The organism is Burkholderia sp. D-99 (assembly GCF_011605345.1).
In the GTDB taxonomy this organism is placed as follows: Bacteria; Pseudomonadota; Gammaproteobacteria; order Burkholderiales; family Burkholderiaceae; genus Burkholderia.
In genome coordinates, this window is the sequence record NZ_JAAOXM010000002.1 from 756,422 (window position 1) to 770,904 (window position 14,483).

Genomic DNA, 14,483 nt, shown 5'->3' on the forward strand with positions numbered 1-14,483 from the left:
AAGCGGAAGGCGAGCCCCATGGAACGGGGCTCGCGGAGGGAGGGGTATTACGGCGTCTGGCCGCCCGACGATGCGACGGGCTCGAACACCATCACGAGATCGCCGCTGTAGCTGCCGTTGGTGCTGATCGAGCCGTTCTGGATCGGCGCTTCGACGTCGATCGTCAGGTTGTGGGTCTCGTCGAAGCCGCCGTTGCCGGGCGTGGTTTGCGTGATCTTCTGGACAGCGCCGAACTTGACTTCCTGCGGACCCGCGTTGGTCGACAGCGTGACCTTCGCATTCTTCATTTCATACGCGCCGCTCGACATCTTCAGCGGCTGGGCCAGCGACACGTTGAAATCGGCGCTCTTCGTGAACACGCGAACCGGCAGCACCTTCGTGAACTTCGATTGCGTGTGGTCGGTCGGGGCCAGCTCTTCCGAGCCGTACCACGTCGAACCGTCCGGCTTCGACACGAAGATTGCGTCGTTGATCTGTGCGGTCAGCGTGATTTTCTTCGACACTGCGTCGGCCTGTGCCGTCTGTGCGATGCCGAACAGTGCGCCGCTGATGCCGAGTGCCAGAATGAGTTTGCTGAGTTTCATCGAATGGTCTCTATAAAAATAGACTTGAATAAGCAATTGCCGTCCACTTCAAACCGGATCGGAAATCCTTGCGTGGAAAAATGAAATCCACGAACCAAATATTACTCGCCGACCATACCACCAGATAAATAGAACTTGACCGATATTTCTTCAAAAAATAATCGGATATATACGAAATTCAGCGAAATGGCGATTTATGGCGCAGATATGAGCGGCACCGAGCACTGCCGCCACCGTGATCGCGCCCTCTTCTCCATGGCACATAGACAACGCTGCATACCGCACAATCAGACCGATTCAGCTTGAATTTCCACCTCGGCACTTCCACCGTCGATCGGCATTTTACGAATATTTAGACTTGTCCCATCGACATCAATATTTAATCACTAAAAATCTCAAAAAATTCTCCCTAAAACCGACACGCTGTCATCACTGATAATCCATCAGCACGACCATCGCGCCGCTAACCGTGCCGGTACCCACCGTTGGACCCGTCTTAATATAGGACGCCTGCATCGGAATTGCGTACGAACCGCCCGTCGTCTTGCTGTATGCATCGAGCTTGATCGACCGGCCGAACGTCACGGGCGTGCCCGCCGCATCGGCAATGCGGATCTGCACGCCCGCGGCCGTCGTGTCTGCACCTGGCGGCAGCACGCCCGTTGCGTTCGCAATCACGCCACCAACGGGGTTGAGCGTGTAGCCGACCTGGTTATAGCCCTTCGGGCAATTGTCGACGCGGAGATAGAAACTCTGCGTGCCAACCGTCGAACCGATGTCGCCGAACTTCTGCTTGTTGACAGGCGGAATCGTGACCGTCTGGTTCGGCACTGAGCAAGTGCCGTCGATCGGCGTGATCTGGCCCCTCAGATTAATATAGACGGACCCGCCCCCCACAAGGGCCATCCCGAAATAAGCCGGATTGCCGGCACTGCCTGCCAGCGACCCGCCAAGGTTCGGGCGCCCGTCTCCGAGCAACTGCACTTCGATCGGCTGGGTGATTTCGATCAGCACAGGGTCGGTGGTCGGGTGCGACTGCCCGTTGATCAGCATGCGGGCCGACACGCCCGACACGTTGGTCGTCACCGTCGGCCCCGGGCCGGACGCGCCGCCGTTCGGGTAGTTCCACACCGTCTTGATCGAGCACGTCGGCTTGCCGCACGCTTGCTGCGGCGTGATGTAATAGCGCGCGAGCACGGTGCCGCTCGGCGTGTTCTTCGGAATCGAAATCTGCTGCCCGAACGCGTCCACGGCGTGCGCGGGCATCGCGCCCAGCACGGTTCCGGCCGCCAGCCCGATCAGCGCAATCGTGCGCAGCCTTACGGCGGCCATCGCGCGGGTTCCTGTCGTTGTCGTGTGCGTCATCTGATTATCCTGTTTCCGAATCGAATCCATGAGATCGCGCCCGGGCCTCACCGGCCCGCGACGCATACCGAATGAAGGTGGCGCACGCCGCGCGCAGCCGCCTTGCTCTTCGCGACCGGCAGCGAGTACTTGATCGAGCACGATGCGTCGCCCGTGTCGCTCCAGCGCACCGTCAGCGTGCCGTCGTCGACCAGCCCGCGCGCGAAGATCCGGCTGCCCTGGCCGACGACGCCGATTTCGTTGCCCTGCGCATCGACGACCGCCGCGCCGAACGGCAGTGCGCTGCCGTCGCCGCGCCGCGCATCGATCACGGCCGACTTGCCCGACGTCGTCGCGAACTCGACCAGCGGCACCGCGCCCGCGCGCGGTGCGACCTGCTGCGTCGTCGATTTCATCTCGACGTCCGTGGACAATCCTTCCGGATCGAGTTCGATCGCGTTCAGCGAATACGGCGTCAGGAACGGCACGACTGCGTAGCCACGCCCGTCGACCCGCGCACCTGCCGAATTCATCACGCGTGCGCCGGCCGCGTCGTCGGCCTTGACGATCGCGAACGTCTCCGACAGCGGCTGCGACAGCGTCAGCCCGCCACTGTGCGCGACCATCCCGCCGCGGATGCCGACCGAGCCCTGCTGGTAGCCGGACCCCGCGCCGACCGTCGCCGACAGCTCGCCGGCCGCACCGCGATAGACGACGCTGCCGCTGCCGTCGTTGCTCGCATTGCCGGAGCCGGACGTGCGGTTCGCGGTGACGCTGTACGACACGTTGTCGTCGCGGCCTGCGGAGCCCGAGAGCGTCGCGAGCGCCTGGTTCTGGCCGCTGGTGCTGTGCGAGAAGCTCGTGGTGGCCGTCACCGGCGACGTGCGACCGAACGGGATCGTCGCGCTCACGTAGTACTGCGTGTCGCTGCGCCCCATGCTGTTCTGCTGACGCAGCACCGACACGCCGTAGGTCATGCGCCGGAACGTGTTCGAGTACGTTGCCGAATAGGTGACGTCGGTGCCGCCACGGTTCCAGTAGTTCGTCGCGGACACGTTGAGCGCGAGTCGCCCCGCGCGCTCGCCGAGCGCCTGGTTCACGGACAGCGACGTGCGGCTGCGCTGCCGCGCGACCGAGTCGACATTCCCGCCGTTCGCGACGCGCTCGCGCGCGAGCATCGCGTCGTTCAGCCCGAAAAAGCCGCTCGTCGAATAGCGGTACGCGGCGAGCGCGACGTCGGTTTGCGTCTGCGTGATCGACTTCGCGTAGCTGAGCCGCGCGCTCGTGCCGCTGAAGCGCTTCATGCCCGGCACCGACGTGCTCGCCTGCGTGACGTCGAGGCCGAACGCACCATATCGCGTGTTGAGCGCGGTGCCGATCATGCCGGACAGGTAGCCCTGCGCGACGGTCACGCCGCCGTATGCGGTCACCAGGTTCGTCAGGCCCTGCTGCCAGGTGCCCTGCATGAACAGCGGATTGCGATCGCTCTGCGTGTTACGCACCGTGCCCGCGACGAAGCTGTAGCGGTGAATGCCCGGCCGCAGCGACATCGGCACGGCTGCGTACGGCACGCTGAACTGGTGGACGGAGCCGTCGGCTTCGGTCACCTGCACGATCAGGTCGCCGCCATAGCCGGTCGGATACAGGTCGTCGATCTCGAACGCGCCCGGCGCAACCGTCGTCTCGTAGATCGTCAGGCCATTCTGGCGAATCGTCACCCTCGCGTTGGTGTTCGCAACGCCGCGCACGACAGGCGCAAAGCCGCGCACCGAGTCGGGCAGCATCCGGTCGTCCGACGCGAGCTGCACGCCGCGGAACTGGGTCGAGTCGAACAGCTCGCCCGACGTATACGATTCGCCGATGGTGAGCTGCGATTTCAGCGCGGTGAGATCGCGCTGTGCATAAGTCGCGATGTCCTGGTATTGCGCGCCGCCGCCCGTCGACCAGCTGTACGAGCCTTCGTGACGGAAACGCCACCGGCCGACGTTGACGCCACCCGTCAGCCCGACGTAGCCCTGCGTGAGCGTCGGGCCACCGCTGCCGCGACGGCTGTACACGTTCGTGTTGTAGTTCAGCATGCCGGCCGTCACGCCGCTGTCCCAGCGCTCCGGCCCCACGTAGCCGCGCGGGCTGCGGCGCAGCGCCGTCTGCGGAATGCTGACGCGCAAGCGCTGCTCGCCGAACTCGAACGACGTGCTCGCATCGGGAATCGCATCGGCCAGTTCGAGGCATGCGCGATCGTCGCGCAGCCGCGACAGCACGTCGGGCGCCAGCCGCTGCACGTCGACGCCGAGATCCTCCAGTTGCGCTTCGCCGAAGCACGGCTGCGCGTCGATCGAGCGCGCCGACGCGCGGAACGCGACCTGCATCGAGGTCACGAGATTGTCGTTGACGTACACGTCGACGCCGTACGAGCCGGGCAGCACCGCATTGCCCTTCTCGAACCGGGACAGATCGACATTCCCGCCGCGCTGGCCGGGCAGGAATCCGCTGTCGAACTCGACGCTCGCCACCTGTGTCGCGGCCGCTGTCGATGCATCGACGTCCGAGGCCGCGGCCGGCGCGCCGATCGCGTGCACGGTCCAGCCCGCGAGGGCCGACAGCACCATCGAATGGATTACGCTTGGACGGGGCACGCGGCGCGCACCACCGCCAGGTTGGAGATGAAGGTTCATGTTCGACGTGTATTTGGTTCGTTATGCGAAATGACTGACACATTCCGCATACGCGGGTGTCGCTTGTATCGTGTCGGCTATGCCGGAGCAGTCATCGGCGCTGACTGCGCCGAAGGTCGGTGTCGCGTGGCGCGGCGTTTGCCGGCCTCGCTCGAGCCTCTGCGCGTCAGTTCTGCGCCGCGCCGGCAGTCGTACGCTTCGACGGCTTGATCGAGCCCCAGTCGTCGATATGCGCGTACTCGACTTCAGCGCTCGCGGGAGCGGCCGTCACGCCCTGAAGCGGGAATTCGGTCTCACCGCCGGGCCGCACGAAATTCGGCTTCAGTTCTTGCTTGCGACCGCCGACCTCGACGTTGACGACGCCGAGATTCACGACGTACGGCGTCGGATTGGATGCCTTCAGCGCATAGCCGTGACCGTCGCGCTGCGGCACGATCTGCCATTTCAATTGATTCGACGCGGTTTCGGCACGGCCGGGCAACCCGCTCGGGCGGTACATCACCTTGATCCGCGACCGGAACGCGAGCTGGATCTTGTTCGATTCTTCATCGCTGGTCGCCTTCGGCGGCACTTCCAGCACGTTGAGCCAGAACAGCGATTCGCGATCGGCCGGCAACGACTCCTCCGTCTTGATCAGCCGCAGCGACTGACCCTTGCCCGGATCGAGACGAAACATCGACGGCGTCAGCACGAACGGCACCGAGATCTGCTCGGGCGCTTCCTTTTCGTTGCCGGTATCGATCCATGCCTGCACGAGCGCAGGCGCATTGCCGTCATTTGCCAGCCGTACGGTCACTTCGCGGCTATCGCCGGGGAAAATCACGCGCGTGCCGGTAATCACGACGCTCGCTTGCGAGCCCGTGGCCCACAACGTCGCGCACAACGCCAGCAGAGCTGCCGGCTTCGGTAGCCTCCAGTTCATATGTTCGTCCTGTTGGGTGAGTCGGGTGCGGGCGGGCATCCGGACGGAGCCGCCCGACACGAGGTAGGGCAGGAAGATGCCGCCGGGCGAACGCCCGGCGGCAGCGCTGGCATTACTGATAGTCCAGCGAGTACTGGATGCGCGAGTTCGCGGAGCCCGGGCTCGCCTTGCCGATGGCGTGGTATTCGGCGTAGTAGTTCAGCGTTGCGCCGCCGTCCTTCAGAGCGACTTGCTGCGAGTTCTGCTGCTCGCCCGCGAGGCCTGCCTTGATCGGGCGCTGCTGGTCGTTCAGGAGACCGATCTGGACGTTCCCGGCGACGGCGTCTTCCGCACCTGCCGACACGAGGTTCAGGCGGCCGCTTGCCGAATCGACGGTGTCGCCCGCCTCGAACACGGTCGAAACCTTCGTCGAATCGCCCGTGCAGCCGCTCAGCACGATCGAGAACGGCGTACGGCCCGCCACATTGCCTTCGGCCTCGAGTGCGTTTGCCGACACGCTCGGCAGCTTCACGGTCATGTTCTTGTTGCCGGTCGCACCGCCGCCCGCGCCGATCGAGCAGGTGGTCGACAGCACCTTGCCGGTGAATGCGATCTCGCCGTCGGCCGCCATGGCCGGCGCCATCGATGCGAGGACGGCCGCTGCTGCTGCGCCTTGAACGAGACGTGCGATGCTGATTTTCTTTTGCATGTGAATACCCTTGATAGCTATTGTCAACGATTGTCAAAATGAATGAAGTGCCACTCCCGCTTCAGACTTGCCTCACGGCGTGTCGAATGCTGCGGAGTACATTTCAGATGCTATTTTCTCGGGTTAACACGCAGAGGAAAATTGGACGAAAACTAATCCTTGTCCTATATGCATAGGACACGTACTAAATAATAAATGGGACATATCCCGACAAATGACGCGCGTTGTCAAGATATCCAAGCGATCTGTTAGGACGACGAGCATGCACCGCAATATTTCGTGCGACTGCCGCGGGAAGGGGGAACTTGAACAGACTCGAGTGCGGCTTCGTCCGCGTTTGCACGGCGGGTCGTCGGACGCGGAAACAGCGGTTCGCGGCATGGTGGTCGTCAGCCCCGAACCGACGACCAGTTCTCCGGACTACTTCTCTGTCGGACCTGATCCAGGCCCGTCATCCATCGACAGCCGCCTGAGTGCCAACCGGACGGCATCCTCGATCGAATGCCAGATGTGCTTCAATGCTTCCGGACCGCCGTCCCGCATCGCGTGTTCGGCACGTGCGCACGCGTCGCGCGCATCGACGTCGCCCGCCAGCGCGAAACCGCCGCGCATCGAATGCAGTTCGATGCGCAGCGTATCGGCGTCGCCGCTCGCGAGCGCGTCGCCGATCGCCGCGAGCGAATGCAGTGTCGCGTCGCGCAGCGTGCGCCGCACTTCGTCGGTCATCGCGGGCGCGGCAGGCGCGCGCCCGTGCGCAGGCGCAGGCGACGCCGCATCGCGTCCCGCATGCCGCCGCAACGCTGCATCGAGCGTCTCGATCGACAACGGCTTGAGCACGACCTCCACCGCACCGGCCTGTTCGCAGCGCCGGCGATCCTCGTCGGTCGCGTGCGCCGTCATCGCGATCACGGGCACGCGCGCGCCCTGCTCGCGCAGGAAGTTCGCGAGCGCGAAGCCGTCGAGCTCCGGCATGCCGAGATCGGTCAGCACGACGTCGTACGGCCGCTCGAAGAAGGCGCGCATCGCCTCGATGCCGTTGGAAACGATCGTCGCGTCGTAGCCCAATGCGTCGAGCTGGTCGCGCAGCAACGCCCGGCTGGCCGGATGATCCTCGGCGACCAGCACTTGCACCGGTTCGTCATCGCCTGCCTCTGCGCGCGCTTCAGCTTCCGCGCCCACTTCGGATTCCGCCTCCGCTTCATACCCGTGCGCCGCTTCCGCGAACGTCCCGGGTTCCGGCGCATCGTTTCGCCAGCCGGACGGCGCTTCGGGCAGCGGCAACGCAACCACGAATGTCGTGCCTTCGCCAAGACGGCTGTCGACGCTCAACTCGCCGCGCATCAGCGCCACGATGCGCCGGCACAGCGGTAGCCCAAGCCCCGTGCCGCCGAAACGCCGGTAAATCGACGCGTCGGCCTGGATATAGACGTCGAACAGGGTCGGCAGGCTGTCTTTGGGAATGCCGATGCCCGTATCGCGGACGGCGATTTCGACGCCAAGGCCGGCCGGGCCCACTTGGGCGAGCCGCACGTCGATCGTTACGCCGCCCCGCTTCGTAAACTTGACCGCATTGCTGACGAGGTTCGAGACCAGTTGCCTCAGCCGTGTCGAATCTCCCACGTAACCATCGGCGAGATCCGGGGCAATACGGCACGTCAGCGCAAGGTTTTTCGCATCCGCGAGCGGACGGAAGATCGCGGCCACTTCGTTCACAACGCGGCGCAGGTCGAACGGGATGCTTTCGAGCACCATCTGGTTCGACTCGGCCTTCGACAGATCGAGCACGTCGTTGATCACGCGCAGCAGCGTATCGGACGACGACATGATCGTTCCCAGCCGGCGCCGCAGCGGCGCCGCCATCTGTGCGCGCTCCATCAGCTCCAGGTTACCGATGATCGCGTTCAGCGGCGTACGGATCTCGTGGCTCATCGTCGCAAGGAACGTCGATTTCGCCTTGTTCGCGAACTCGGCGGCTTCGCGCGCCTCGTGCAGCTTCTCCTCCGCCTGCTTGCGGGCGGTGATGTCGAGCAGCGTGCACAGCAGCACGTCGATGCCGCGGTACCTGGTGCGCACGATGTGCGCGTCGAGATAGACGGTGCCGTATCCCGCGCGCTCGACGGCCAGTTCCCGCGTCACGCGCTTACGCGCGTTGCCGGCGGGTGCACCCTCCCGGTACGCGCGCCACAACCGCTTGCCGAGCGGCTCGCCCGCCACGTCCCGCTCGTACGCGATCAGCGCGTCGTTGCGCACGATCGCTTCGCCGTCGGCGAACGACAGCAGGACGAGCCCTGCCGGCGCAGTGCGGATCAGCGCCCGGTTAAGCGCCTCGCTTTCGATCAGGCGAATCGCACGCCGATTCGCGGGGCGCAGCGCGCGCCGGTCGAACATCACGATTGCGACCCACAGCAGCGCGATTATGAGGAGCGCGGGTACAACCGTCACGCTCGCGCGCAAGGCTACGTCGTCCAGAACGGCACGCCATGAGATGCTTGCCATCACCACCGCGTCCGATCTCGGTACCCGGTCGCTGACAACGAAGTTCACGCCGACACGATGTGCGGCCGCTCGCTCGCCGTCCTCGTGGAGCGCATGCCCGAGCGCACGGGCCACCATCGTGCTGTCGGGTTGCCTGCCGAGCAGGAGATTTCCGCCTGAATCGACGAGCGCGTATTCCCTGCCGGCGCCCGGCGAGCGCAGTATCCCCTCTACCAGCGGCGGGCTGTTGATGACGAACCAGACGACCGGCCTGCCGTTCGCGCCAAGCACCCATTGCACCATCCGCAGCACGGAGCGTCCGAGCACCGGATCGAATCGCCGCTCGAGCGCCATCGTGTTTTGACGAGCGACGGGCGTCATCAATGCGGCTGTATCTTTCGTTATCGGCAGCAGTTGCTCGACCCGTGCCCTTACGTCGAAACCCGCTGGCAGCGCAAGCGCTCGTTTCACCAGCGGATGCCCTGCGGCAAGGATGAAATCGCCGTTCGGGTCGATCAGATAGGAAGTGCCGCCCGGATCGGCCGGTTGCGCCGGCGGCAGGACGCCCGTCACCTCGACCCCCTCGAGATAGCGCGCGAGGTAAGGCAAATGACTGTTCGCCGATGCGGCCGGCGGGATGTCGGCGAATGCGGCGATCGCAATTCGCCCTTTCCGCCCGACGAACGTCTGCTTGCCGTGCTTGCCGGCGAGCAACCCGGGCAAGCCCGGAGAATTCTCAACGACGCTGGCCCATTGCAGTTCCATGTCCTCGACATAGCGATTCCGCAGCGCCCTCATGATCTCCAGCTCGGCAACGAGTTCGGCCCTGTGCTCCGTAAACTCGACGCGAAAGCGCTCGAGGGACTCCTTCACGTCGAGCAGCAAAACGAGCGTCACACACACGAGAATGAACACCGAGGTCGCCGCGCCGCTGCCGTACAGCAGAAACTGCTGCTGCCGCCGGACGCGACCCGGTTCGAACGGTTTGCGAACGGCCACCGTGCCGTGCGAGAAAAGTCTTTTCAGCTTTGCGGGCATGTCGTGTCGATCTCGTTGCTCGTGGCCGGGCATACCGCATCATTCACCGATGCGGGCGCATCGGCTCCCTGGGAAACAGGGTAATCGTGTCGCGTGGCGCGCCTCCGCCCACCCGCAACGCGTCACTTCGGCGGCGTCTGCCCCGAAGCCGACCGGAGCGGCTGCCGGCCCTCGCGCGTCACGTCGACGACGCACCGTCGCCGGACGCGCCGGCGAGATTTTGCTCATCGTTGTAACGGATCAGATCCGCGTCGCGAACGATCCCGAGTTTCTTCATCGCGCTCGACTTCTGCGAACTGATGGTTTGCTTGCTGCGATGCAGCTGCGCGGCGATCTCTCCCACCGTGTAGCCCGCGCCGAACAATCGAACAACCTCGATCTCGCGTGTCGTCAGTGCGCGGGCGACGGGCTCGGATTCGATGTCCTGCAGGAGCTGCTTGATGTACGGCGACATGTAGTTCGCACCGACGTAGGCGGCATGCACAGCGCCGATCAGGTGCGAGATCGCGTCCGACTTGCTGAGAATGCAACTTACGCCCTGCTTGTGGATCGCGCGCAGCACGCTCGGATTGTCGATCATCGTGATCGTCACGATATGCAGCGCCGGATAGCGGCGCTGCAGGAACGACAGCAGCACGAGCCCGTCGCCGTACTTGCCGCCCGGCATCACATAGTCGAGCACGAGCACATCGCTCTGCTGCGCGTCGAGCGCCGTTACCAGGTCCGTCGAGTTCGAAACCGTGCCGACAAGCTTGATCGTGCTATTGCCTTGCAGCGACTGCGACATGCCGAGCGCGGATGCCGGATGATCGTCGGCCACCATCACGCGCACAAAGAATTCGTCCATGTTCCTGTTTCCCCGAGGCTTTCAGTCACGCATCCGGTCCCCATCGCGACGGGGAGCATGCTCGCGCCATCGTGTCGATGGCTGGCCGTATACGGCGCACCGGACCAATAGTGACTCAATTTTAAGATAAATCCCGGTTCGCCCTGCAACTAGCGCGGGCCACGCAGCGGACGATACGTGCCGGCGCCCGTGAGCGCACGACGTGTCCGCACGGCCGCGCCGCGCAGATTCGCCGAAACTCGCAACAGCTCGGCGCTGTTACGGGATACCGCGACGGCGTCCGGCTGCGCTCTCCCGCAGCGCGGTCGTGCCGCTACACGGCACGCTATCGGTGGCTCGAATCGCCGGGCAGATCACGCGAGTTGTCATCCACCCGATTTTTCCACTCGATCAGCGCGCGCCGCCGCTGAACCGGCGACATAAGCAAAAACTCGTTCATCATCGTCAGGAACTCCCGACGGGACTTCTCAGAGAGTGCAGCAAATTCGAGCAACAGTGCGAATATTTTCCCTACATGGCGCACGGCGTTCCCCTCCAGTATTGATTTGAAATCTGCCGCGCGACGCGCGTCGGCACCCTGCCTTTGTTGTTATCTCGAATACTCGTTGACGCATCTGCTGCTGTTGGTTACTTGTCATGCAATGCCGTTTCATGTTTGGTTGAGCCCAATGGACACGCGGCTGCGCATGGCTTCTTCGCCGAAGTCGCGGCACGCCACTGCCACGCATGCGCAAGCGCGCCGCGCAGGTGCCTGAGCGTCACAGGTTTCGTCAAAACGCGTCGCACACCGGCTGTCGTGCAGCGGTGCAGGCTGTCGGGCGTCAAATGCGACGTCACGACCAGTACGTCGCACGCCGCATCGACGCCGCGTGCCGCATCCGCCAGTTGGTGCGCGCGCATGTCGGGCAGATCGTCGCCGATCAGCAGTACGTCCCAGCCGCCGCCGGCCAGCGATTCAAGCGCCTCGCGCCCCGATCCGACTTCGGTTGCCGCACAGCCGAGCGCGTACAACTGTTCGCGGAAAATCGAGCCGTTGATCGTTTCGTCGTCTGCGACAAGCACGCGCAATGCGCGAACGCCTTGCGCGGCCGCGTCGCGCGACGTTTCGGTCAGCGCCAGATCGTGGGCATGCGAGTCGTCACGCCGCGGGTCATCGCCCGATGCGACGTCGATCCCGCTTTCGTCGCCCCTCGGACCGCCAAGCGCCAACGCAGCGCGCAAGCCGCCGAGCGAATAACTCGATACGCGTACCGTGGCGCCGGCGCGATACGGTTCGAGCGGGCCGTCGGGTATCGCGAGTATCAGCGGTGCGCAATCGCTCAGGCTGGCCAGATCCGCGTGCGACCATGTGTCGGAATCGCCGAACAGCACAAGCGCGCCGTGCCGCGCAATGCCGGCCGGCAGACTCGACGGGCTGTCGTACACGCTGACGTCGAATCCCCATGCGCGCAGATGCGGCAATGCAAAATCGCGCCACCCGGGATGTGCGGCGATCAGTGACAGCCGGTGTGCGTGAGCCGTGCGCGGCTGTGCGAGTGCCACGACGTCCAGGCCGAGCGGCAGAAGCACTGTGAAACGGCTGCCGGCGCCCGGTTCGCTCGCCACGTCGATGCGGCCGCCCATCGCCGCGACGAGCCGGTCGCACAGCGCAAGCCCGAGCCCGGTGCCCCCGTAACGCCGCGTGATCGACGTGTCGACCTGCGAAAATGCGTTGAACAGCTTGCGTCGATGTTCAGCGGCGATGCCAATGCCGGTGTCCTCGACCTCGACCGACAGCTCCGGCGTGTCGTGCCTTTCGGCAACGACCGCGACGCGCACGGTCACGCAGCCGACGTCGGTAAACTTGAGCGCGTTGCTCAGCAGGTTGCGAAGCACTTGCGCGAACCGGGTCGGATCGCCGCGCATCTGTTGCGTGCTGCTCGCATGGATCTCGCAGAATAGCTGCACCCCCTTCGCCTTCGCGATCGTCGCAAACGCGTTCAACTCGCGCTCGACCGTCGCGATCACGTCGAATTCGATCGATTCCACCGACATCGCACCGGCCTCGATCTTCGAGAAATCGAGAATGTCGCTGACGAGCGCGAGCAGGCTCGTCGCCGACGTGCGCAACGTGTGCACGCGATCGTGCTGGGTCGCGTCGAGCGCCGAACGCTCGAGCAGTTCGAGGTTGCCGAGTATCACGTTCAGCGGCGTACGGATCTCGTGGCTCATCGCCGCGAGGAACGACGATTTCGCGGCGTTGGCCGAATCGGCCGCGCGCACGGCCTCTTCCAGCTGCTGCACGAGTTGTCGCTTCGCCGACATGTCGGCGACCGCGGCGATCAGCACGTCCGTGCCCTGATAGCGCGCGCCGCACGCAATGAATTCGAGGTGCAGATGCGCGGCTTCCACGCCCCCCAGCAGGAGGTCGTCGTGCAGCACGCCGCCTGCGTCGCCGCGCGCCTGCCATGCGTCGGCCACCTGGCTCGACAGCGCGTGATAGTCGCCGCCGATCCGGGCGACCATGTCCGTCAGCGCAGGACTCACGAGCATGAAGCGCCCGTCGTCGCGCGCGATCAGCCCGAGCCCGATCGGCGCCATCTCGATCACGCTGCGGCACAGCGCTTCGCTGTCGAACACGCGCTGCGAACGCGCGTAGAGCGGCACGAACTCTCGCCGATGAAAGCGCAGCAGCAGCCCCCACATGACCATGAGCGCGAGCAGCGTCGCGGCGCCGAGCGTGCCGGCCGACTGCGCGATGCCGGCCGCGATGTCGGTCCACGACAGCGCATACGCAAGCGTCCAGCCCGTCGATTCGAGCTTGCCGTGAAACAACAGAAAACCGTCACGGAACACGGGCGTGCCCGACGCCGACGCACCGCTCCACCGCGGGTTCAGCTTCGACAGGCTTTCCATGCGACCGGTATCGCGCGCCGACGGATCCATCGTGACGAGCCGGCCATCGGCCGTCTTGATGTAGAACGTGCCTTCCGGGCGATAGTCGGCAAGCCAGGACAGCAGGTAATCAGGTGGATATTCGGTGACGAGCACCGCGAACGGCTTGCCGTTATCGCGTGCCTCGGCCGCAATCCGGATGCGCGATTGCCCCGACACGGGATCGATGAACGGCGCCAGCCAGCGCACATGCGGGCGCGGATCGGCGATGCCAGGATACGGGCGCTCGAAATCGACGCGCAGCGCGTCCAGCACCCGTGCGCGACTTTCCGGCGAAAGCAGCGCAGGATCGTCGCGGTTCCGATGGGGAATCAGCGCAAACAAACCCGTGCGCGTGCTGTAGTGGTAGCCCTCAAGCGTGCGCCCGCGATTGATCGAACTGGCCGCGCAGATGCGCGCCAACAGGACCGACAACGACAGATAGCGCGCGACTTCGGCCCGGTTGCTGGTTTGCGCGGGCACGCCGACGATGAGCGACGGATGCGGCCGGGTCGCGATGCGTTGGTCGTTGACGAAGAATTCGTCGACGACGGCCGCAGGAGCATCGCTGGCCTCCTGCCAGATCAGCTGCGCGTTCGCGACACCGTTACGGAACGAGGTTTCGCTCACCTGGATTTCGTTGAGTGTCTGCTCCAGGCCGTTCAGGTAGTTGCGCCGCGCCCCCTCGACATAGCCTGAGACGATCGACGCCATCCCGAGACCGCAAGCGATCAGGACAAGGATGGTGACGATGATTCCGCCGCCGAACACCGAAATGCTCTGATAACGACGAAGGGATTGAAGCGGGCTCTGCGACATGGCGCGCGGCGACGATCGCGAACGCGGCCGGAACGACGTCGTTCCGGCCCCCGTGATCGTCTCGGAAAACACCTATAAAAAGGAGGGATTTCCGATCATGCCAAAGGCCCGCGCGAGCGTCCTCATCGCGTGAACCATTTCGTACACGTCACACAGAATTTATTAATACTTTCGGACT

Annotated in this window: 9 protein-coding genes; 1 reads left to right on the forward strand and 8 read right to left on the reverse strand. The window is 64.6% G+C overall.

All coding sequences use genetic code 11. The features are described from left to right. Window positions 1-47 precede the first annotated feature (47 nt). From HAV18_RS10590 to HAV18_RS10625, 8 genes are all read right to left on the reverse strand, one after another. Window positions 48-584, reverse strand: a complete 537-nt coding sequence (locus HAV18_RS10590; RefSeq protein ID WP_166955342.1) for a fimbrial assembly protein — start codon at window positions 582-584, stop codon at window positions 48-50. A gap of 429 nt (window positions 585-1,013) precedes the next feature. Continuing rightward, window positions 1,014-1,949, reverse strand: coding sequence for a fimbrial protein (locus HAV18_RS10595; protein WP_208101902.1), 936 nt, complete (start codon window positions 1,947-1,949; stop codon window positions 1,014-1,016). 47 nt (window positions 1,950-1,996) lie between these two features. Continuing rightward, window positions 1,997-4,564 (reverse strand): fimbria/pilus outer membrane usher protein, encoded by a 2,568-nt coding sequence (locus HAV18_RS10600; protein ID WP_347814746.1) that lies wholly within the window; start codon window positions 4,562-4,564, stop codon window positions 1,997-1,999. Between the two features lie 205 nt (window positions 4,565-4,769). Continuing rightward, window positions 4,770-5,525, reverse strand: coding sequence for a molecular chaperone (locus tag HAV18_RS10605; protein ID WP_166955346.1), 756 nt, complete (start codon window positions 5,523-5,525; stop codon window positions 4,770-4,772). A 112-nt stretch (window positions 5,526-5,637) separates the two neighbouring features. Next, a complete protein-coding gene (locus tag HAV18_RS10610) occupies window positions 5,638-6,213 on the reverse strand; it encodes a fimbrial protein (RefSeq protein ID WP_166955348.1) in 576 nt (191 codons plus the stop codon). A 420-nt stretch (window positions 6,214-6,633) separates the two neighbouring features. Further along, window positions 6,634-9,726, reverse strand: a complete 3,093-nt coding sequence (locus HAV18_RS10615) for a hybrid sensor histidine kinase/response regulator (RefSeq protein ID WP_166955350.1) — start codon at window positions 9,724-9,726, stop codon at window positions 6,634-6,636. A gap of 178 nt (window positions 9,727-9,904) precedes the next feature. After that, window positions 9,905-10,573, reverse strand: a complete 669-nt coding sequence (locus tag HAV18_RS10620; RefSeq protein ID WP_166955352.1) for a response regulator — start codon at window positions 10,571-10,573, stop codon at window positions 9,905-9,907. Window positions 10,574-11,200: 627 nt separating this feature from the next. Next, window positions 11,201-14,305 carry an ATP-binding protein gene (locus HAV18_RS10625; protein ID WP_166955354.1) on the reverse strand — a complete coding sequence of 1,035 codons (3,105 nt, stop codon included), beginning with the start codon at window positions 14,303-14,305 and terminating at the stop codon, window positions 11,201-11,203. Between HAV18_RS10625 and HAV18_RS40165 the strand changes: the two genes are divergently transcribed. Further along, complete coding sequence (locus tag HAV18_RS40165) at window positions 14,304-14,438, forward strand: hypothetical protein (RefSeq protein ID WP_279573906.1); 135 nt, start codon at window positions 14,304-14,306, stop codon at window positions 14,436-14,438. The genes HAV18_RS10625 and HAV18_RS40165 overlap by 2 nt on opposite strands. Window positions 14,439-14,483: the final 45 nt, after the last annotated feature.

What these genes read in the sequence shown, in the direction of transcription:
- HAV18_RS10620 (WP_166955352.1), bottom strand. Translation starts at nt 10,573, where the DNA reads ATGGACGAATTCTTTGTGCGCGTGATGGTGGCCGACGATCATCCGGCA.
- HAV18_RS40165 (WP_279573906.1), top strand. Translation starts at nt 14,304, where the DNA reads ATGGCGCGCGGCGACGATCGCGAACGCGGCCGGAACGACGTCGTTCCG.
- HAV18_RS10595 (WP_208101902.1), bottom strand. Translation starts at nt 1,949, where the DNA reads ATGACGCACACGACAACGACAGGAACCCGCGCGATGGCCGCCGTAAGG.
- HAV18_RS10615 (WP_166955350.1), bottom strand. Translation starts at nt 9,726, where the DNA reads ATGCCCGCAAAGCTGAAAAGACTTTTCTCGCACGGCACGGTGGCCGTT.
- HAV18_RS10605 (WP_166955346.1), bottom strand. Translation starts at nt 5,525, where the DNA reads ATGAACTGGAGGCTACCGAAGCCGGCAGCTCTGCTGGCGTTGTGCGCG.
- HAV18_RS10625 (WP_166955354.1), bottom strand. Translation starts at nt 14,305, where the DNA reads ATGTCGCAGAGCCCGCTTCAATCCCTTCGTCGTTATCAGAGCATTTCG.
- HAV18_RS10590 (WP_166955342.1), bottom strand. Translation starts at nt 584, where the DNA reads ATGAAACTCAGCAAACTCATTCTGGCACTCGGCATCAGCGGCGCACTG.
- HAV18_RS10610 (WP_166955348.1), bottom strand. Translation starts at nt 6,213, where the DNA reads ATGCAAAAGAAAATCAGCATCGCACGTCTCGTTCAAGGCGCAGCAGCA.